The sequence below is a fragment of the Sulfuricurvum sp. genome (assembly GCF_030691015.1).
Lineage (GTDB): Bacteria > Campylobacterota > Campylobacteria > Campylobacterales > Sulfurimonadaceae > Sulfuricurvum.
In genome coordinates, this window is record NZ_JAUYFF010000002.1 from 199849 (window position 1) to 218991 (window position 19143).

Here is a 19143-nt window from a genome sequence, read left to right on the forward strand (position 1 = left end):
ACCAAAGGAACCCTTTTATGACATTTACCGATTTAAATCTAAACGCGTCGTTGCTCAAAGCAATTTCTGATCAAGGCTACACTACCCCTACACCGGTTCAAGCACAAGCCATCCCTTTTATCTTAGAAGGGCGTGATATGCTCGCAGGTGCACAAACCGGTACCGGTAAAACAGCCGGCTTTACCTTGCCGATGCTCCAAATCTTGAGTGATAAAAAAACCTCAAAACCGCATCGTAAAATTCGTGCCCTGATCCTCACCCCGACGCGCGAACTTGCGGCACAGGTAGCCGAGAGTGTAAAAATTTACGGCAAATATCTTCCCCTTAAAAGTGCCGTTATTTTCGGCGGAGTAGGGATTAACCCTCAAATCACGATGTTACGTAACGGAATCGATATCCTTATTGCCACTCCGGGACGTTTACTCGACCATGTAGGGCAGGGGACGGTTGATTTGAGCGCCGTTGAATTTTTCATCCTTGATGAAGCGGACAGAATGCTCGATATGGGATTTATCCGTGATATCCGCCGTGTCATTACGATTCTCCCGAAAGCGAGACAAAATCTCCTCTTCTCTGCAACCTATTCGGATGATATCAAAACATTGGCAAGCACGTTGCTCCGCAATCCTGCCGAGGTTGAAGTGGCACGCCGCAATACCTCCAGCGAACTTGTGAAACAAAGCGTTATCCTTGTTGATTGTAAACGCAAAAGTGCCCTTTTGGGAGAGATGATCGGTAAAAACAAATGGGAACAGGTTCTCGTCTTTACCCGTACCAAACATGGTGCGAACAAACTCACCGAATACCTCCAAAAAATCGGTATCACTGCAGCCGCTATCCATGGAAATAAAAGCCAAGCGGCTCGTACCAAAGCGCTGAATGATTTTAAATGTAGCAGTGTCAGAGTTCTCGTTGCGACCGATATTGCGGCGCGCGGTATCGATATCGATGCACTTCCTCATGTTGTGAACTTTGAACTTCCTAATATTGCGGAGGACTATGTTCACCGAATCGGGAGAACCGGACGTGCGGGATGCGAAGGGGAAGCGATCTCTCTCGTGTGTGTTGATGAAGCCGATTATTTACGCGGAATTGAAAAACTGATCAATAAAAAGCTTGATAGCACTATTATTGAAGGGTACGAGCCTGATCCTTCTATCAAAGCTGAACCGATTCAACGCGGTCGCGGCGGAGCAGGCGGCGGCGGTGGAAACCGTGGCGGAAACGGCGGCGGTGATAGAGGTGGAAAGCCGACTCAAAAACGCGATAGCGGCCGTCATGAGCCAAAGCGACGCGATAACGATCGACGTCATTAAGATAAATTTTTTCGATAAAACAGTGTACAATATAATATAGACTGTTTGGAAAGCCTTTGATGATACGATTTTTTATCCTCTTTTTTGCATTGATTAGCACTGTATTTGGGGCTAATCTCGAGAAAATATCGGTTCAGCTCGATTGGAAATATCAATTTGAGTATGCCGGATACATTGCTGCAAAAGAGAAAGGATATTATCGTGAAGCGGGGCTTGATGTCGAACTGCGTGAATATCGTGCCGGAATCGATGTTGTTAGTGATGTACTACGCCGCAAATCCACATACGGTATCTATAACAGCAGTATTGTGATCGAAAAGGGCCGCATTCAGCCCATTGTTCTGATGGCAACCTATCTTCAACACTCTCCATTGGTTTTTGTAACCCAAAAAGGGATCAATAAGCCTGCCGATTTAATCGGTAAGACGATAATGGGGACAAATAACGAATTTAAGCACAGCTCTTTATCCCTCTTGTTGACTCATTTTGATATTACCGCTGACAATAGCCATTTTGTAGATCAAACCTTCAGTATTAATCCCTTTATTCAGCATAAAGTTGATGCAATGAGTGTGTACCGTTCTAATCAGCTGTATGAACTTGATCGACTTAAAATACCTTATAATCTTATTGATCCGGTAGAGTATGGATTTGTTGTTAATGCGGGAAATCTTTTTACTTCTCACCAAGAGGCGATTGAGCATTCCCAGCGGGGACAAAAGTTTATTGAAGCAACAAATCGGGGTTGGAAATACGCGATAGATCATCCAGATGAAATAATAACCATTCTAAAACAAAAATACGGAGTGAAAAAGTCTCATGATGCGTTAATGTATGAAGCGAAAGTAATTGAAAAGCTGATGATGAGTGATTTGTATAAAATCGGTGAAACAAACAGTGAATTCACTCATCGTCTGTATAAACAGATTCTTCATGCCGGAATGATTCAGGGAGATCAGAAAATTAGGCAGTTTTTATTTCAGGATATTATTGATAGTGCTAAAAACGATCAACTGACTGAGTCTGAAAAAAGTTATCTTAATCAAAAGAAAAAAATTACGATGTGTGTTGATCCCGAGTGGTATCCGCTGGAAGCAATTCGCAACGGGAAACATATCGGTATCGCTTCAGATATTATGAAAAGTTTTGAGTCTAAAATCGGTATTCCTATCGAGTTAATACCTACGGCTACGTGGAACGAATCACTGTTGCGTGTGCAAAATCGACAATGCGATATTTTATCAATGGCATCAAAAACGCTCGATCGTGAGAGCTATTTATATTTTACGTCAGCCTATATGTCGCTGCCATATGTAATGGTGACAACGAAAGAGAAACCTTTTACCGAAAGTATAGACGCACTTAATGGTATGAAAATAGGAATTGTCAAAGGATATGAGATATTTGATCGTATAAAGAAACTTTATCCAGATCTAAATATTATTGAAGTCGAATCGATTAGTGACGGATTAAAAAAAGTTGAAAATGGTCAACTCTACGGGTATATCGATAATCTTGTTGTTGCTTCATCTTATATACAAAAAGAGTATGCCGGAAGTCTGAAAGTTTCATCACGTCTTCAAGAAAAAGATGAATTGCGTGTTGCGGTACGTAATGATAATCCTGTTTTGTATGGTGTTTTTGAAAAAATGGTGGTACAGCTGGATGATGAAACCATGCAAAAAAGTTATAACCGATGGACCTCTACGATTGAACAGGTGGCGTGGTTTGACCGTTCTTTAATCGGTAAAGCACTGCTTGTCATTTTTCTTTTATTGGTTGCTTTTTTATGGCGCTATATTCTTTTAAAACGGTATAACACCCGTTTACTTGTTCTCTCAACGACGGATAAATTGACAGGGCTTTACAATCGTCAAAAAATCGATGAAAAACTGAATGAAGAGCAGCATAAAGTTAATCGGTATAAAAATTATCATTGCAGTATTATGATGATCGATGTTGATTTTTTCAAGAATATTAACGATACTTTAGGGCATCAAGAGGGAGATAACGTATTGCGAAAATTGGCTGATGTGATGAAAAAAACATTACGCCAAACTGATGTAATTGGACGATGGGGAGGCGAAGAATTTATTGTTATATTATCCCATACCTCTTTGGAAGAAGTAGAGAACGTAGCAGATCACCTTCGAAAATGTGTATCTGAATATCCGTTTGAGTCAATTGGATTTGTAACCATCAGCATCGGAGTAGGAGAATTCATCTATGATGAAGAGGTTCACGAATGTGTCAAAAGAGTAGATGCCGCACTCTACAAAGCAAAAGAAAGCGGCCGCAATAGAGTTATCTCATCACTTCACGTCTGACAGACAAACTTAATCAAAATTTAATCAATAGAATAATAGTATTTGCTTTATAAAACATATAAGGTTAAAAAATGCTAAAAAGTAGTTTGCGACTAAAAGTAATTGCGGCAACACTGTTTATTGCAACGATGGCAAGCTTGCTGTTTATGCTCTTTATCTATACGGAACAAAAAAATCTCTATATGGAGAGTGTCGATACGAAACTTCAAATCGCATCTCAAGCGGGTGCCCTCTATCTCGGTAACGATTTAGTCGATAAATATGATATGAGCCGCCCAATGGAGGATGCTGAACATTTGAAACTGGTGAGGGCACTGAGTAAGTATGCGCAAGAAAACGGTTTTGAATATATTTATCTGATGGTGAAGGAAGGGGATAAAATTCATACGGTAGTAAGCAGTGCTACAGAGGATGAACTCAAAGCGAATGAGTATGATCCATTTTATACCGAATATGACGCCAGTGAAGGGATTCGAAAAGGGTTTCAAGAGGGGCACCGATTTTACGAAAATACTTCCGATAAATACGGAAATTTCCGCTCTTACTTGCAGATAAATAAATCCGACGGCGGAAAACTTTATATGATCGGTGCTGATATGGCGATTGATCATATTAGTATTGCGCTAAATGCATTATTGATGAAAAGTTTATTTATATTTTTCGTGGCATTGTTGATTGCAGGGATCATTTCATGGTGGATTTCAGCCCTCATTACTCATCGTCTCAGTCATTTGACATTGCAGGTGGAAAATCTCTCTGAGACGCTTGATTTGACAACCTCATTTGATCAAAAAGGGAATGATGAGATTGCACGCTTGTCCCATTCATTGAAATATTTTCTCTCGACTATCCGAACCGTTATTTTCCAAGCGGTGAATGTATCTAAAGAGAACGTAGCTCTTAGTGCAGAAACTGTTGGGGATGCTAACAACGTAATGCACAAGGTCACGAATACCAGAACTCTGGTACAGAAAAATATTGAAGTTATAAGTTCTATCAGCACGCAATTGCATACGATGTCAGGTTTGACACACAGTGTTGTTGATTCATTACACAAAGCCGACGATGAACTTGAAATGACGAAAAAAAGTATTCATACGGTTGCAGGAAATGCAAAAGAGAGTGCGGCAGAGGGAGAGATCATATCCCAAAAACTTCGCGCACTCGAACAAGAAGTGGCTCAAATCCGTTCTATTCTCTCTATTATCGGAGATATTGCCGATCAAACGAATCTTCTTGCCCTTAATGCCGCTATCGAAGCGGCGCGTGCAGGTGAACACGGACGCGGGTTTGCCGTGGTGGCTGATGAAGTACGTAAGTTGGCAGAGAAGACGCAATCAAGTTTGACCGAGATACGAGCTACTACTGAAATTATTATCCAATCGGTGGGTGATATAGCGGACAGTACCGTGAGCAGTTCAGAGGCAATTGCATCACTCTCAAAAACCTCAGAAACCTCCGAAGCACTCATCGGTGAGGCTACTGCAGCGATGCGAGAGGCGATTAGAGCTATGACGGAAGCACAAGAGAGCTACGAACTGCTTCAAAAACATGGAGAAACCGCATCAGAACAGATGACTCATATTGATTCTGATTCGCTGTCGAATATTGAGATTATGGAGCGGATGGATCAAAAAATCAGCCGACTAAATTCATTATCGTATGAACTTGGTGAAAAACTTAATTTTTGTAGGGGGCAATCGAATACGTAGGGTTTGTTAGAAGTTCCCCAATCACTTGGGGAAACGGACGAGATTTTATGTTCGAAAAACAGAAATTTGAGCGGTGAGCTGTTCCGTCATTTGATGCAAATGCTCAGCTGCTGCGGCAATCTCTTCGACACTGCGGGCATTAGAGGTAGAAAGTTCATTGATATTGCCGATTTTTTGGATAATCGATTCGGTGGTGGCCGCATTGTTTTGTGTATCATGCGAGAGTTTTTCGATAGCGGTGACCGTATCGGCTAACGCTAAGACAGCAGTTTCTGTGTGATCATTGACATCCGCAGAAGCTTGAACCAAGGTTTCGATACGCTTCGTGTTATGGTTCATTTGATCGGTGATATCATTGATCGATTGGACGATGACATTGACGGTAGCATTGGTCTCTACGAGGCTTTTCTGGGTTCGCTCGGCAAGTTTACGTACTTCGTCGGCTACTACGGCAAATCCGCGTCCGTGTTCACCGGCACGCGCCGCTTCGATAGCGGCATTAAGGGCAAGAAGATTTGTTTGATCGGCAATATCAGCGATAACCGTAAGGACTTGTTTGACTTGGGATGCTTCTTGGGAGAGGGAGTTGAGACGATCATTAATCTCTCCTTCCATTTGCACCGTATGTGAGAGCTGCTCAATTGTGTTGTGCAACGCCGATTGTGCTTCTTGGAGGTTTTCGCGTGCGCCAAGCGCTTTTTCACGTACGCTTTGAGCTTCAAGTGCTGAAGATTTCATCGCCTCTTTCATTTTATCTGATTCGACCGTTGTCTGTGTAACGATTTTTGCCTCTTCTTCTGCCGCTCTACCGATAGCGAGAGTTGTAGCGGAGAGTTCAGCCGAAACGGAGAGGTTCTCACTGGAAGCGGAACGAATACCTTGGAACGCTTGGCGGAGAGTGTTGACGAGTCCATCGAGTTTTTGGCTCATGATGGCAAGTTCATCACCCCCTTCGATACGGACAGAACGGGTAAAATCTCGGTTTTGAGAAACAGTTTCGATGCTCACTTCGAGCCGAGAGATGGAACCAATAATATTTTGGATGATAAAGTAAAAAATTATCATCATGGCCGTTGCACTGATTCCGATAATAATTTCAATCGTAAGGGCATTAGAATCGAGAGTAGCAAGATTTTTTTCTTGCATCGATTTGACTAACTCTTCTTGCTCTTCGGTAAATTTATGATAAAGAGCTGTTGATTCTTTTGTGATTTCTTTGAGTTTTTTGCCATCTTCTGTTGAACTGAATTCGAAGCTGTGAATTTCATTTTCATTTTCCCCGATAATTTTGATTCGGGGTTCATTCAGTTTTATCCACTCTTGGTGATCTGAAATCATTGTATTTAAGCGTTTTTTATTCTCTTCTGAACGGGTAATTTTCAAAAGCTTATGAATAGAATCATCAAGTTTTTGATTGGCAGCATGGTAGCGATCTAAAACTTCTGCCGTATAAAGCAGCTGATATCCGCGAAGCTCTACGGCTGTTTCATTGGTGTTTGAACGGATTTCTCCGAGAAGTACCATCCTCTCAGCAGTTTTTTTAGCATCTTTATTATTAGCGTATGACAAATATCCAAGTGCCGCGTAGATCATGAAACTAAGCGCCACCAATGCAATTAGTTTCCCTCTAATCGTGGTTAAATTAACCATTATATATCCTTATTATTACAATTATGTTGCAATTCTATCACAAAACAATATAAGAATTTTTGAAATACGCCAATGCGTCTTGCGCACTCTTTTTATGTTGAACGATGGGAGGAGGATAATCGTTTAAATGTAAGGCGGACAAAGAGGCTTCATTATAGAGAGTTTTAGTGGAAACGGCTGCCAACTGCGGAAGCCATTGTCGGATATATATCCCTTCAGAATCGAATTTTGTTGTTTGTGTATAGGGGTTGAAAATTCGAAAATAAGGTTGCGGATCGACTCCTGTTCCCGCACTCCATTGCCAAGAGAGGATATTGCTCGCCGCGTCATAATCGTTCAGATGAGCGGCAAAGAAAGCTTCGCCCCACTGCCAGGGTAAAAGGAGGTTTTTGGTAAAGAAGGATGCGACAATCATCCGTACGCGATTGTGCATCTCTCCGCTTTTCAGCAGTTCACGTATTCCCGCATCGACGATGGGGACTCCCGTTCGTGCCGTACAAAATGCTTCAAAATATGCTTCATTGGGAATTCCATGAAACGAATAACGGAAATTTCGTTCGCTTAAGTGGGGGAAGTGGACTAAAAGCATCGCGTAAAATTCTCGAAATATCAGCTGTCTGAAAAACGCTTCGGTATCGATTCCCCGTTTTTTTTGCAGCACACTCCATCGTAGTAGACTCCGAATCGAGAGTGTCCCGAATCGCAAATCGGTACTCAGTCCCGATGTGGAGTTGAGGGCCATATAGTCTCGGTTATGTGAGTAGTTTTCAATTTTTTCGGCAAAAAGGTCAAGTTTGTCTTCAGGTGAGAGGCGTTGCATTGGAGTGAGCGGTTGAGGAATAAAACCGATCGATTCAAGGGCAATCGGTTTTATCGAGTGACCCGTTTCTGAAATAGTGTGTAAAAAGTGATATTCAAATTCTATCCGTTGTTGTTGCGCGTGCGGGTATTCAACCATGTGGTGGGGGGTAAAGAGTAATTTTGCACGATTGTAATAGGGGGTAAAAACCAGATAGGGGGTTCCGTCGCTTTTGAGGACTTCATCAGGAGCGAAGATATAGGTGTCACGTAGGCGGTTAAAGGGGAGAAGATGCGATACATTGCGATCACGCGTTATAGCATAGGTATCGTAGTCTCCAGAGGCACATACTTCATCATATGTGTTTTGCGATAAAAGCCATTTAAAAACTTCAAGAGGTTTTCCATAAAAAATGGCTAAATCAAGACCCCGTTCTTGAAGAGATGATTTTAGTTTTACTAGTGCATTAAAAATTAGGGTGACACGCCGATCATCCGCTTTGAGAGAAGCGAGAATATCCGTATCGAAAATAAAGATAGGCAGTACCTCCCCCTCCAAAGAGAGAAGGGGATTATCGTTCGTCCGCAGATCACGGCGAAACCATAAAATTCGTCGCATTGTTATTTTCCCGCATCGATATGAGAACGCAGTGCCAGCGTTTTAGGATAGGGATTAAGAAACGTTTGCTCGAGCAGGTAGGTCGTATTGTATTTTTGTGCATAAAGGGAAATCGTCGAGAGGGGGACAATCAGCGGGATGATCTTATCGGCGAAATCACTAATATGAGAGTGCAAAATCTTTTTCTCCTCTTTCGTAAGCTCACTTTTGAAAAATCCTGTCAAATGCTCTAAAACATTACGAGTTTTTTTGATGGAGCTTTTACGCGAAATAGCCGTTTTAAATCCAAGTTCATACATGGCCAAGAGAATTTCAAAGCTGAGCTTATCGTGATTGGCTACGATATTACCGAGTTCTCGATAGAGCTTCTCGTCTTTGGCTTGGAGCATAAATTTATAAGCGGTGTGAAACTGGACAAGCTCTTTTACGGTCGGGTTAGAGGTTTTGAATTGCTCATAGGCATCGTAGGCAAAAAGCTGCATTACAAAATTTTCTCTCAACCAAGCATCTTGGAGACGTCCCTCCTCTTCCATCGGAAGCAACGGGTAGCGTTCACGGCACATTGCGGCAAAAATACCGTCCTCTTTTCCCTCGCAGAAGCCGTTATCGAGATAGGTTTTGGCACTATTCAGGCCGCAACTGGGCGATTTGGATTTAAAAATAATCCCGCAGAGGGGTTCATTTGAAATTTTGGAGAGTTCATTACGGCTTGTTTCGAGAAGACGTTGGGTGAGGTCAACTTGATCTTTATTGGATTGAACAATGAGTTGATTTTCAGATCTTAGAAGCCGAATAGAAGGGCGCGGTGTACCAAAGGCTAAGTGTTCAGGACAAAAAGGGACGAACTCGGCAAAACGCCCCAGCTCATCCGTTACAAAGTGATCATGCTTATGCCCGCCGTCAAAGCGGATTTTTTCACCTAATAAACACGAAGAAACAGCTATTTTCATGGAGACTCCTATTTCTTATAGTATAGGATAATTAAAATTATTTACTAGGAGGATTCTGTTTATCTAAAAGATGTTGCTGTTCCGGCGGACGTTTCGTTTGACTCTCTTTATAGGCTTTTGAGAGTTTCTGAAGTTCGGAATCCATAGTTTTTGGAGGAGTTTTTGGGGAACTGATAGGGAGAATGAAAGCGAGGAGAATAAAGACTAAGCTAAAAATTACACCGCTAAGAAGCGCCAAAACAACTTTTAGTTTTTCATCATCCATAAAAACCTCCGAATCTTTATCGGAGTATTATAGCTTAAAAATTATGACAGCTTACCGGAGGTGATGAGGTGGTTGACCAAATCCATGTTTTTCATAACACGGTTGTAGTAGGGGCGGTTTGTCGTCCCTCCGTTGTAACCGCTGATAGCATAAAAATGATCAAGCCGTTGATTTTGTAATAATACGAGATAATGGGTTGCAATTTTTGCAGAAAGTCTAATATCGCCTAATAAACGTCCTGCCAGCTGTACATCACTAAGATTATTGAGCCAGCGGAGTTTTTTGACGTTTTTGGAAACATGCCGTGCGGTAGCAACTTGAATTTGCATAGGGCCTAAAGAGGCTTTGGTAAACGATTTCTTGTGTTTGAAATCACCGATAACATATTTGCCTGCGCTGCTTTCGGTTAGACAAATCGCACTGAGTGTATTCTCATAGGTATTGCCGTTTTTATCAGGAATTGATTTTGCGACATCACGTACGGTTTGTAATACATGGAGTTGTTTAGGGGTCATTGCATCAGCGAAAAGGGATAAAGCAAACAGTAGTATCAGGGAAAGAAATCTCAAAAGTTACACCTCGGAAATGGAATGTGAAATTTTAGGGTACTGGGAAGGATATAACAATGGTGTGGCCTTTCTAAATGAATCAGTTAAGAAAAAGTAATAGAAAAGGGGTGTATGCTACCACACAGCGGGAAAGCATCGATTAAGTTTCGGAGACATAATGGGTTAATAGTGTTGTATAATGTTGCAAATACAGATGTTACTTTAAGTTTCAAGGTAAAAAGTTTTCTAAAAGTAGTAAAAAAAAGGGTAAAAAAGTATCCCATGAGTAAAAATGAAACATTTTTTGTCCGATTATTCGGACTATTGATTTGTATGGTACCGTTGTATGGTGAAATTACGGTCGGACTTCTCACATCGATCGAGAATAATAGCAAAATGAAGCTATTGTATAAAAATATTCCTGTTCCGTGTGAACCGTTCGGGGTTATACCGTTGGAAAAAATGATCTTGAGCGGTGTCAATCCGCAAGAGTGTAAGAATGCGATTGATACGTATTATAAAGCTCATCCGCGTGATAAGAATTTTGCGCGTGACTATTTACATATTCAACAGTCGTACCATTTTGAGACGATTAAAGGGGGATGTGTCCTTTATGCCAACGGAACTGAAACCTACAGTGAAATGTTGCTACGGATGGGATTGGCGGTTATTGATCCGGCATTTGATAACACTGAGTGGAACGGAAAATTAAAGCGCTCACGTCAAGGTGCCCAAATGCAAAAAAGCGGATTGTACGACACACAGATTAGAGCGTTTTGTATTAAGGAAGAAAATTAGCGTTGAGGATGCTCATCATTGGAGGTAAGATAAACCCAGTACTCTTTGTGGCTTTTCCCTCGATCAAGAAAATAGAGCTGTAAAATAGCAACACGATAAAGGGTGATAGCCATTTTCGCATAAGGGACGGCGAGCGAGAGGGCAAGCCACCAAGGCTGCTCACGTTCACCTTTGGAAATCATCATCTCTTCGACTCCGATATTTTTACTTAAATACAAACCAAATGCGATAGAAAAGACAAAATTCAATATTAATCCGAAAATCGCATAGGCAAAAAAATCAGGAGAGTCGAAATCGATCATAGCTCATTACTCTTTATAGTTTTTGATAGCGTCTTCAAGGATTTTAGCAGCGGATGCTTTATTTTCAAACCCTTTTACTTTTACCCATTTATTAGGCTCTAACATTTTATAGGTTTCGAAGAAGTTTTTGATTTTAGCCAAGGTATGTTTTGGAATATCTTCAAGGTCTTGGATCTCTTCGAAAGTAGGATCAATTTTTGATGTCGGAACAGCAAGCAATTTTTCATCGATACCGCTTTCGTCTTCCATAATAAGAACACCGACAAGACGGCAGTTAGTTACACACCCCTCAACCATAGGATATTCGGTAAGAATCAAGATATCAGCCGGATCGCCGTCTTGAGAAAGTGTTTTATTGACAAATCCGTAGTTTGCAGGATAGTACATGGCAGAGTGCATAACACGATCCAGTACAAGTGCACCGCTTTCTTTTTCAACTTCATATTTGATGTTTGATCCGCATGCAATCTCAATAATTGCTTTGACTTTATCCGGATTTTCGCCGTAACCGATTTTGCTTAGATCCATGAGGCACCTCTGTGTATAAAATAATGAGGCGGATTGTAACGAAAGAAACTAAAAGGTTCATTGAAACAGGACACAGTAAATCTTTTTTAATGAACTTTATACTAGAATCACGCATCGTGTAAAGATTACGCGTGCAAATTTAATAGAGGGTAGCGAATGGCATTACTAAATAAAGTAATGAAATATTTGACAATGTTTCAATCCAAGAATGCCCCGGAATCTCAGAACTTTGCAAGTGACGCATCACATGATCGTACACAAGGTGCCAAAGTAGCGGCGATTGCAGCGGCATTGCACCACCATGATTTGGAAAACAGCGATGTAAGAGCAAAAGTCGCTGCTATTGCAGCCGCACTCCACCATCATGAAACACAAAATTCTCAAAATGGTGGAATGCTCGGAATCGCAGCACTGGTAGCTGCAATTCACCACCGCAACAATATAAAAAAGTAGGGATTACGTAAATGGCAAAAAAATACATCGATGTGATGGACACTACGTTCCGTGACGGCTTTCAGTCGGTATTCGGCGGGCGGGTGTTGATGGAAGATTTCTTCCCTGCGCTCGAAGCGGCCAAAGAGGCGGGAATCCGACATTTCGAATTTGGAGGCGGTGCCCGTTTCCAAAGCCTTTTTTTCTATCTAAATGAAAATGCGTTTGACATGATGGATCGTTTTCGCGCCATCGTCGGACCGGATGCAAATCTTCAAACCCTTGCACGCGGGGTTAATACGGTTATGCTCGATACGGGCAGCCGTGAAATGGTCGATTTGCATGCCAAAATGTTTAAAAAACACGGAACGACAACCATCCGTAATTTTGACGCTCTTAATGATGTCGAAAATCTTAAATATTCCGGTGAGCGTATTGCCCATCATGGATTAAAACACGAAATCGTTGTAACGATGATGGATCTTCCTCCGGGATGCGTCGGAGCTCATGACGTTGCATTTTATGAAAAAACGCTTCGTGAAATTTTGGATTCGGGTATTCCGTATGATTCAATCTGTTTTAAAGATGCCAGCGGAACGTCGAGCCCTCACAAAATCCATGAAACCATTAAAATGGCACGTCGTCTTGTTCCTGAGGGGACTCATTTACGCCTACATACCCATGAAACTGCGGGTGTGAGTGTTGCGGCTTATCTCGCGGCACTTGATGCGGGAGTAGACGGTATTGATATGGCGGCGGCTCCTGTGAGCGGCGGTACATCACAACCGGATATCTTGACGATGCTTCATGCGACCAAGGGGATGAATTACGATCTCGGCGGACTTGAACTCGAAAAAATCCTCAAATACGAAGAGGTATTGGGCGATTGTTTGAGCGATTATTTCATGCCGCCGGAAGCGACACAGGTTTCACCTCTCATTCCGTTCTCTCCTATGCCGGGAGGTGCACTGACTGCTAATACCCAGATGATGCGTGATAACAACATGTTGGATCGTTATCCGGAAGTGATACATGCGATGCGTGAAGTAGTTGAACGGGGAGGATACGGTACGTCGGTAACACCGGTTTCTCAGTTTTACTTCCAGCAAGCGCTGAACAATGCTCTTTTGGGGCCATGGAAAAAAATTGCTCCGGGTTATGGGAAAATGGTTTTAGGTTATTTCGGCAAAACGCCGGTTGAACCTGACCCTATGGTAGTTGCTATTGCACAAGAGCAACTTAAACTCGAACCGACTACCGATCATGCAATCGACATCGCCGATCGTGATGAGACAAAATCAATCGCCTATTGGACTCAAAAATTGAGTAACGAAGGTATTGAAGCAACGGATGAGAATATTTTCATCGCTGCGTCATGTGATGTAAAAGGGATCGCTTTCCTTAAAGGGGAAGCAACGATCAATGTTCGAAAAAATAGCCCGAAAACGGCAGAATCAAAACAACAAACACTAAAACAGGAGAATTTCACAATGGCAAATGGAACGTACACAGTAATCGTAGACGGACAACAATATAACGTACAAATCGTAGATGGTAACGCAAATGTTCAATCAGTATCAGTAGCAGCACCGGTTGCGGCTCCAGTCGCAGCACCTGTAGCAGCACCGGTTGCAGCAGCACCTGTAGCAAATGCAAACGCGATTTGTGCGGAACTTCCGGGTTCAGTATTTAAACTTGTTGCAGCAGTTGGTGATAGTGTCAATGCAGGCGATAAAATTATGATTTTAGAAGCGATGAAAATGGAAATCGATGTAGTCGCACCACGAAATGGAAAAGTAACATCAATCAATGTAAATGTGAATGATAAAATCGAAGCTGGCCAAGTATTGGCAGTAGTAGAATAACTCTTTTTTCTTCTCTCCCTTATCTAGGGAGAAGCTTTGTACTTACCTCTCCCATTTTTTCAATAATAAGCGCTAAAATATTTTCACTTTTTGTTTTGTCGATAAATCCGTCAGCCCCTAAAGAAGCCGCTTCGCGCTTGTTATTTTCACCTGTCATAGAACTGTTTACAATAATGGGAATAGCTTTGGTTTCGGCTTTAGCTTTGAGATGTTGAATAACGGTAAAGCCTGACATTTCCGGCATTTCGATGTCCGTGATGATTGCCGGGATGGAAGAAGGATTTGGATGTCTCATAATAAAATCAACCAAGTCTTTTCCGTTGTTAAACATTTGATACCCGATATGGGCATGTTCAAAAATTTGTCGTAGATGACGTTGTGCTGTTTTCGAGTCTTCGGCGATGAGGACGACACCGTTTTTAAGTTTATCGGGAATTGTAACGTTTCGGAGTGCCTTGGTCGCATTTTCGACATTAACCATGGCTTGCGGAATGACATCGGCTAAAAGCTTTTCATAATCAAGAATTAAACAGAGGCTGCCGTCATCGAGTCGTGTGTCATTAATGATGAGACCGTCTTCTCCAAGGCGGTAACTGTCCGGGGAATGCATCTCGTTCCAGTTCTTTTTAATAACACGGTAGGCGAACATAATACGGATACCGATAATGATTCCGTTAAAGTCACAAATGAGTAGATTGGATGCTTTCTTTTTCGAATCTTCTAACTCAATACCGAGCCATTTTGGAAGATTCAAAATCGGTATTTGAAGTTCACGTAAAACTATCGTCCCCTCCAGAAGGGGATGCGCGCCTGGGATCTGTGTCAGATGATGGCGTTTGGCTTCGACGACTTCGCGGGTTTTAAAAACATTTATAGCATAATAGGGAGATTCCTCAGCAATATCAATTTTAAAAACTAAAAGTTGTACTTCATTGTTTTTGGCTAAGTTGGTTGCGGCGTCGACGTGTTCTAAAAGAGACATAGTGACCTCAAATTATTTATATTCTTTAATGATATCCAATTCGTCAGCTTTTTTTACTAAAACCTAAAGGGTGTGGAGTGTAAAATACTCTAAAGACGTTAAATTTTTTTCGTGTATGTACTATTTATGAATATAAAGTTGATAGAATGAACAAAACAACAGCCTGTCCCCTCGATTGTTATGACGCATGCCGTGTTGTGGTCAATGAGGATGGAAAGCTAAAGGGTGATAAATCTCATCCTGTAACACGAGGTTATTTGTGTCCTCATCTCAATCATTTCACAGAACAAGAACGATTACTTCTTCCGAGGCTGCGAGGTGAAGAAATCTCTATGGATAAAGCCATCGGTACACTGATTGAGGTATTGAAAACCGCAAAGAGTGATCAAATCCTGTACTATCGGGGGAGCGGCAATGTCGGATTGATGCAGCGTGCGCCCGAACATTTTTTTGGTTCTGTTAAAGCGGTCGGAACGTCAGGTACATTGTGTGACGGTGCCGGTGAGGCAGGTGTTTTGCTAGGGCGAGGGGCGAATGAAGTTGTGCCGCCGCAGATGATAGAAGAGAGTGAAGTAATCGTTTTCTGGGGACGTAATCCTCATACGACCCACTCCCACCTCTTGCCGTATTTAGAGGGAAAGACGATCATTGTTATTGACCCTATCAAGACCGAGATAGCACAAAAGGCTGATTTGCATATCCAAATCAAGCCCCATTGTGATCTGCACTTAGCATTACTTTTAAGCCGATTCGCGATTATCGAAGGGGTACACGATGTCGATTTTTTAGAAAATCATGCAAGCGAATATAACGATTTTTATGAACTGACTCAAACGGTAAGGATTAAAGCAACGCTCGATGCCATAGAGGTGAGTCTAGGGGAAGTCGGGGCTATATTAGAGCTAATGAAAGGGAAAAAAAGCATTATCTTCGTCGGTGTCGGTGTTCAAAAATACCGAGACGGTGCAGATATTCTCCGGTGCATTGATGGATTCGGAGCTATTATGGGGCTTTTTGGAAAGAGGGGATGCGGAGTGAGTTATCTCGGTAATTCTCTTAGCGGTATGAGAATACCGTTCATGTCAGTGTCTCATCGAGTAAGTAAGCCGACTGTTGATTTTTCGAAGTATAATTGTGTTTTCATTCAAGGTGCCAATCCTTTGGCTCAAATGCCTGACTCTGTCAGGGTAAAAAGCGGATTTTCTTCGGCTGGTTTGAGTGTCTATTTTGGATTGTATGAGAATGAGACCTCTCAAGAAGCTGATTTGGTGATACCGGCAAAAACATTTTTGGAAAAAAACGATTTTCGCAGTTCGTACGGTGATTACACTCTCCAAGAGATGGCTCAAATGGTTGAAAGTGAGATCGGTATCAGTGAATACGATCTCACTCGTCAGTTGTGCGAAGCATTTGGTATAGAGTTAGAGAGTGAACTGTTTTATTTAGATTGCTTCAGGAATCAAATGGATATTCGCGAGGGTGTCGGATATCGCCGAAACTCTCCTGAGATTCCGTATGAAGAGGGTTTTGCAAACGGCGAGTTTGAATTTTTGGACACCGTTGATTTGGAGATTGATAAGAGTGAAGGGTTTTATCTCATTACCTCTAAGTACCCTAAAGGGCTAAATTCTCAGTTTAAGCGTCCTGATGGGGTCTATTTCCATCCCGATGCAGGGTTTGAAGCGGATGAGAGGGTTCAACTCTCCTCCCCCTCGGGAGAAGTTACTATGATAGTTAAGCATGATGAGCGCTTAAGGGTTGATTGTCTGCTGATCTATTCAGGTACTGCGGATGTGAATGTATTGACACCTCCGCACCTTAGTTATGAGGGGGAGAGTGCCGTGTATCAAGAAAATAAAATAAAGGTAACAAAAAAATGACTAAAAATTTTGATAAATATATATTGCCTACCTACGGACGTCAAAATGTCAGTTTTACGGCAGGGAAGAACGCTGTTTTAGTTGACAGCGAGGGAAAAGAATATATCGATTTTGCTGCGGGAATTGCCGTGTGCAGTGTAGGGCATGCCAATGAGCGCCTCACCAAGGCGATATGCGATCAAGTGAGCAAAGTGATCCATGTATCCAACCTCTATTACATCGAGCCTCAAGCCGAATGCGCACGCCGTATCGTACAACTCAGCGGCTACGATATGAAATGTTTTTTCGGCAACAGCGGAGCGGAAGCGAATGAGGGGGCGATTAAAATTGCTCGAAAGTACGGCGAGAGCGACGGAATGCCTAAACGCTATAAAATCATCACGTTGGATCATTCGTTCCACGGACGTACCATTACTGCTCTCAAAGCAACGGGTCAGGAATCGATGCACAACTATTTCGGCCCTTTCCCCGATGGGTTTGTGTATGCCAAGAATATCGACGAGATTGAATCGCTGATTGATGAGCATACGATTGCGGTTATGATCGAGCTGGTACAAGGTGAAGGCGGTGTTCAGCCGCAAGATCGCGCTAAAGTCCAAGCATTGGCCGCAATGCTCAAATCCCGTGATGTTTTGCTGATGGTGGATGAAGTACAGACGGGAATCTATCGCACGGGTGAGTTTTTAGCCTCTAACCTTTATGAGATTGAACCTGATGTCATTACCTTGGCAAAAGGGCTCGGCGGAGGAGTTCCTATCGGTGTCGTAATGACAAGCAAAAAAGATATTTTCGCCCCCGGCGATCACGGATCGACATTTGGGGGGAATTATCTCTCTACGGCGGCAGCGAATAGTGTCCTTGATATCCTTGAAGAGATTAAAGAGAGCGGAGAGTTGGATGAACATCTTCTCTATTTTGAAACGTCGTTGGCAAAGCTAGCAAAAGCCCATCCGGCGATTTTTTTAGAGCACGTCGGTTTGGGGATGATGCGCGGACTTCGTGTTGTGGATGCGGATACCTTGGGTAAAATTATCAATGCTGCACGTGAAGCGGGGGTGATCGTCCTCAAAGCAGGGCGTAATACTCTCCGTTTCCTTCCGCCGCTCACGATTACCAAGGGTGAAATTGATGAGGGGTTTGTGCGTCTTGAAAAAGCGATTGCAACCCTCTAAGGTAGCACGTGCGTTTTAGTAATTATATGAACGATTGGCTCTACGGAGCCGAGGGGTACTATGCCTCGTATCGCCCGATCGGTAAGAGCGGTGACTTTTATACGGCGGTGAGTACCTCGAAATTTTTCGGCGGAACGATAGCGAAGCATATCATCAAACGTCTCGATGAGGGGTTTTTGCGTCCCGATTCGCTGATCTGTGAAATTGGTGCCCATCATGGCTATTTGTTGGCGGATATTATCGAATTCCTTCATACGCTTCGTCCACAGTTATTGCAAACTCTACGATTTGGGATTGTGGAGCGATTTGAGAACCTTCGCACTGCTCAAAAATCGTATTTTGACGAATCGTTCGGCAATGCGGTTACGTTAGAGCACTACAGTAATTTATCTGAGCTTCATGAAGAGACCACTTTTTTTATTGCAAATGAAATTTTTGATGCATTTCCTTGTGAACTTTTTTACAAAGGGAAAATAGGACGCGTCTTGAACCATGAGATACTTTTTGATCTTGAGGATTCTAAAATAACGGCATTGGCTGAAAAATATAAGCAAGATCGCGGCGAGATCGCACTAGGATACGAATCGTTTGCTAGCGCAATGAGTGAGAGTTCCAAACGGTTTGAATTTATGAGTTTTGACTACGGTGAGTTGGAAGCACGGAGCGATTTTTCGATTCGTGTCTATCAAGAGCATCAGACGTTTCCCCTTTTTGATGAAGTGCTTAACCGTTTCGAAGCATTCGGAAAAACCGATATCACCTATGATGTCAATTTCACCCACGTTAAAGAGGCGTTTGAAACTCAGGGGATTATGTGTGCTCAGTATGCTACTCAGCTTGTTGCCTTGGTAGAGATGGGAATTTTAGATCTATTGGCAATACTTAAAGAACATGCCGGAGATGAGATTTATGCACAAGAACTCGAAAAAGTGAAGATTTTGATTACTCCCTCCCTCATGGGAGAGCGATTCAAGATGATTCGATTTGTCAAGGAGTAGT

Annotated in this window: 16 protein-coding genes and 1 pseudogene; 9 read left to right on the forward strand and 8 right to left on the reverse strand. The window is 42.4% G+C overall.

What is annotated here, in order from left to right; translation table 11 throughout:
• Positions 1–17: 17 nt before the first annotated feature.
• The 3 genes from Q8O20_RS04655 to Q8O20_RS04665 all read left to right on the forward strand — a co-directional run bounded on the left by Q8O20_RS04655 (position 18) and on the right by Q8O20_RS04665 (position 5355).
• Complete coding sequence (locus Q8O20_RS04655) at positions 18–1316, forward strand: DEAD/DEAH box helicase (protein ID WP_305530198.1); 1299 nt, start codon at positions 18–20, stop codon at positions 1314–1316.
• 59 nt (positions 1317–1375) lie between these two features.
• Positions 1376–3643, forward strand: coding sequence for a diguanylate cyclase (locus Q8O20_RS04660; RefSeq protein ID WP_305530199.1), 2268 nt, complete (start codon positions 1376–1378; stop codon positions 3641–3643).
• 71 nt (positions 3644–3714) lie between these two features.
• Positions 3715–5355 (forward strand): methyl-accepting chemotaxis protein, encoded by a 1641-nt coding sequence (locus Q8O20_RS04665; RefSeq protein ID WP_305530200.1) that lies wholly within the window; start codon positions 3715–3717, stop codon positions 5353–5355.
• Positions 5356–5565: 210 nt separating this feature from the next.
• Here Q8O20_RS04665 and Q8O20_RS11950 read toward each other — a convergent pair.
• From Q8O20_RS11950 to Q8O20_RS04690, 5 genes and pseudogenes are all read right to left on the reverse strand, one after another.
• A pseudogene (locus Q8O20_RS11950) lies at positions 5566–5928 on the reverse strand (methyl-accepting chemotaxis protein); the annotation flags it as partial.
• 1114 nt (positions 5929–7042) lie between these two features.
• Positions 7043–8422, reverse strand: coding sequence for a deoxyribodipyrimidine photo-lyase (locus Q8O20_RS04675; RefSeq protein ID WP_305530202.1), 1380 nt, complete (start codon positions 8420–8422; stop codon positions 7043–7045).
• A 2-nt stretch (positions 8423–8424) separates the two neighbouring features.
• A complete protein-coding gene (locus Q8O20_RS04680; protein ID WP_305530203.1) occupies positions 8425–9372 on the reverse strand; it encodes a DUF523 and DUF1722 domain-containing protein in 948 nt (315 codons plus the stop codon).
• Positions 9373–9409: 37 nt separating this feature from the next.
• Positions 9410–9637 (reverse strand): hypothetical protein, encoded by a 228-nt coding sequence (locus tag Q8O20_RS04685; RefSeq protein ID WP_304743186.1) that lies wholly within the window; start codon positions 9635–9637, stop codon positions 9410–9412.
• A 41-nt stretch (positions 9638–9678) separates the two neighbouring features.
• On the reverse strand, positions 9679–10206 hold the full coding sequence (locus tag Q8O20_RS04690) for a transglycosylase SLT domain-containing protein (RefSeq protein WP_304743188.1): 528 nt from the start codon (positions 10204–10206) through the stop codon (positions 9679–9681).
• Positions 10207–10467: 261 nt separating this feature from the next.
• Here Q8O20_RS04690 and Q8O20_RS04695 point away from each other — a divergent pair, with 261 nt between their 5' ends.
• Positions 10468–10983 (forward strand): hypothetical protein, encoded by a 516-nt coding sequence (locus Q8O20_RS04695; RefSeq protein WP_304743190.1) that lies wholly within the window; start codon positions 10468–10470, stop codon positions 10981–10983.
• Here Q8O20_RS04695 and Q8O20_RS04700 read toward each other — a convergent pair.
• Entirely contained in the window at positions 10980–11285 is a 306-nt protein-coding gene (locus tag Q8O20_RS04700; protein ID WP_304743192.1) for a hypothetical protein, read from the reverse strand. The genes Q8O20_RS04695 and Q8O20_RS04700 overlap by 4 nt on opposite strands.
• 6 nt (positions 11286–11291) lie before the next feature.
• The gene (gene ppa / locus Q8O20_RS04705) at positions 11292–11813 is read right to left on the reverse strand and encodes an inorganic diphosphatase (RefSeq protein WP_294895463.1); all 522 of its coding nucleotides are present in this window, start codon (positions 11811–11813) and stop codon (positions 11292–11294) included.
• A gap of 156 nt (positions 11814–11969) precedes the next feature.
• On the opposite strand from ppa, the gene Q8O20_RS04710 reads away from it, so the two are divergent.
• Both Q8O20_RS04710 and Q8O20_RS04715 read left to right on the forward strand, forming a co-directional pair.
• On the forward strand, positions 11970–12266 hold the full coding sequence (locus Q8O20_RS04710; RefSeq protein WP_304743194.1) for a hypothetical protein: 297 nt from the start codon (positions 11970–11972) through the stop codon (positions 12264–12266).
• Positions 12267–12277: 11 nt separating this feature from the next.
• A complete protein-coding gene (locus Q8O20_RS04715; protein ID WP_305530204.1) occupies positions 12278–14110 on the forward strand; it encodes a biotin/lipoyl-containing protein in 1833 nt (610 codons plus the stop codon).
• Positions 14111–14129: 19 nt separating this feature from the next.
• Here Q8O20_RS04715 and Q8O20_RS04720 read toward each other — a convergent pair whose 3' ends face one another.
• Positions 14130–15092, reverse strand: a complete 963-nt coding sequence (locus Q8O20_RS04720; RefSeq protein ID WP_304743199.1) for a chemotaxis protein — start codon at positions 15090–15092, stop codon at positions 14130–14132.
• 146 nt (positions 15093–15238) lie between these two features.
• Between Q8O20_RS04720 and Q8O20_RS04725 the strand changes: the two genes are divergently transcribed.
• Genes Q8O20_RS04725 through Q8O20_RS04735 form a run of 3 tightly spaced genes read left to right on the forward strand, consistent with a single transcriptional unit; the run spans position 15239 to position 19142 of the window.
• On the forward strand, positions 15239–16972 hold the full coding sequence (locus Q8O20_RS04725) for a molybdopterin-dependent oxidoreductase (protein WP_305530205.1): 1734 nt from the start codon (positions 15239–15241) through the stop codon (positions 16970–16972).
• Positions 16969–18144 (forward strand): aspartate aminotransferase family protein, encoded by a 1176-nt coding sequence (locus Q8O20_RS04730; RefSeq protein WP_304743203.1) that lies wholly within the window; start codon positions 16969–16971, stop codon positions 18142–18144. Before Q8O20_RS04725 ends, Q8O20_RS04730 begins: the two co-directional genes overlap by 4 nt.
• Before the next feature lie 8 nt (positions 18145–18152).
• Positions 18153–19142, forward strand: coding sequence for an SAM-dependent methyltransferase (locus Q8O20_RS04735; protein ID WP_305530206.1), 990 nt, complete (start codon positions 18153–18155; stop codon positions 19140–19142).
• Position 19143: the final 1 nt, after the last annotated feature.

What these genes read in the sequence shown, in the direction of transcription:
- Q8O20_RS04655 (WP_305530198.1), top strand. Translation starts at nt 18, where the DNA reads ATGACATTTACCGATTTAAATCTAAACGCGTCGTTGCTCAAAGCAATT.
- Q8O20_RS04660 (WP_305530199.1), top strand. Translation starts at nt 1,376, where the DNA reads ATGATACGATTTTTTATCCTCTTTTTTGCATTGATTAGCACTGTATTT.
- Q8O20_RS04665 (WP_305530200.1), top strand. Translation starts at nt 3,715, where the DNA reads ATGCTAAAAAGTAGTTTGCGACTAAAAGTAATTGCGGCAACACTGTTT.
- Q8O20_RS04675 (WP_305530202.1), bottom strand. Translation starts at nt 8,422, where the DNA reads ATGCGACGAATTTTATGGTTTCGCCGTGATCTGCGGACGAACGATAAT.
- Q8O20_RS04680 (WP_305530203.1), bottom strand. Translation starts at nt 9,372, where the DNA reads ATGAAAATAGCTGTTTCTTCGTGTTTATTAGGTGAAAAAATCCGCTTT.
- Q8O20_RS04685 (WP_304743186.1), bottom strand. Translation starts at nt 9,637, where the DNA reads ATGGATGATGAAAAACTAAAAGTTGTTTTGGCGCTTCTTAGCGGTGTA.
- Q8O20_RS04695 (WP_304743190.1), top strand. Translation starts at nt 10,468, where the DNA reads ATGAGTAAAAATGAAACATTTTTTGTCCGATTATTCGGACTATTGATT.
- Q8O20_RS04700 (WP_304743192.1), bottom strand. Translation starts at nt 11,285, where the DNA reads ATGATCGATTTCGACTCTCCTGATTTTTTTGCCTATGCGATTTTCGGA.
- ppa (WP_294895463.1), bottom strand. Translation starts at nt 11,813, where the DNA reads ATGGATCTAAGCAAAATCGGTTACGGCGAAAATCCGGATAAAGTCAAA.
- Q8O20_RS04710 (WP_304743194.1), top strand. Translation starts at nt 11,970, where the DNA reads ATGGCATTACTAAATAAAGTAATGAAATATTTGACAATGTTTCAATCC.
- Q8O20_RS04715 (WP_305530204.1), top strand. Translation starts at nt 12,278, where the DNA reads ATGGCAAAAAAATACATCGATGTGATGGACACTACGTTCCGTGACGGC.
- Q8O20_RS04720 (WP_304743199.1), bottom strand. Translation starts at nt 15,092, where the DNA reads ATGTCTCTTTTAGAACACGTCGACGCCGCAACCAACTTAGCCAAAAAC.
- Q8O20_RS04725 (WP_305530205.1), top strand. Translation starts at nt 15,239, where the DNA reads ATGAACAAAACAACAGCCTGTCCCCTCGATTGTTATGACGCATGCCGT.
- Q8O20_RS04730 (WP_304743203.1), top strand. Translation starts at nt 16,969, where the DNA reads ATGACTAAAAATTTTGATAAATATATATTGCCTACCTACGGACGTCAA.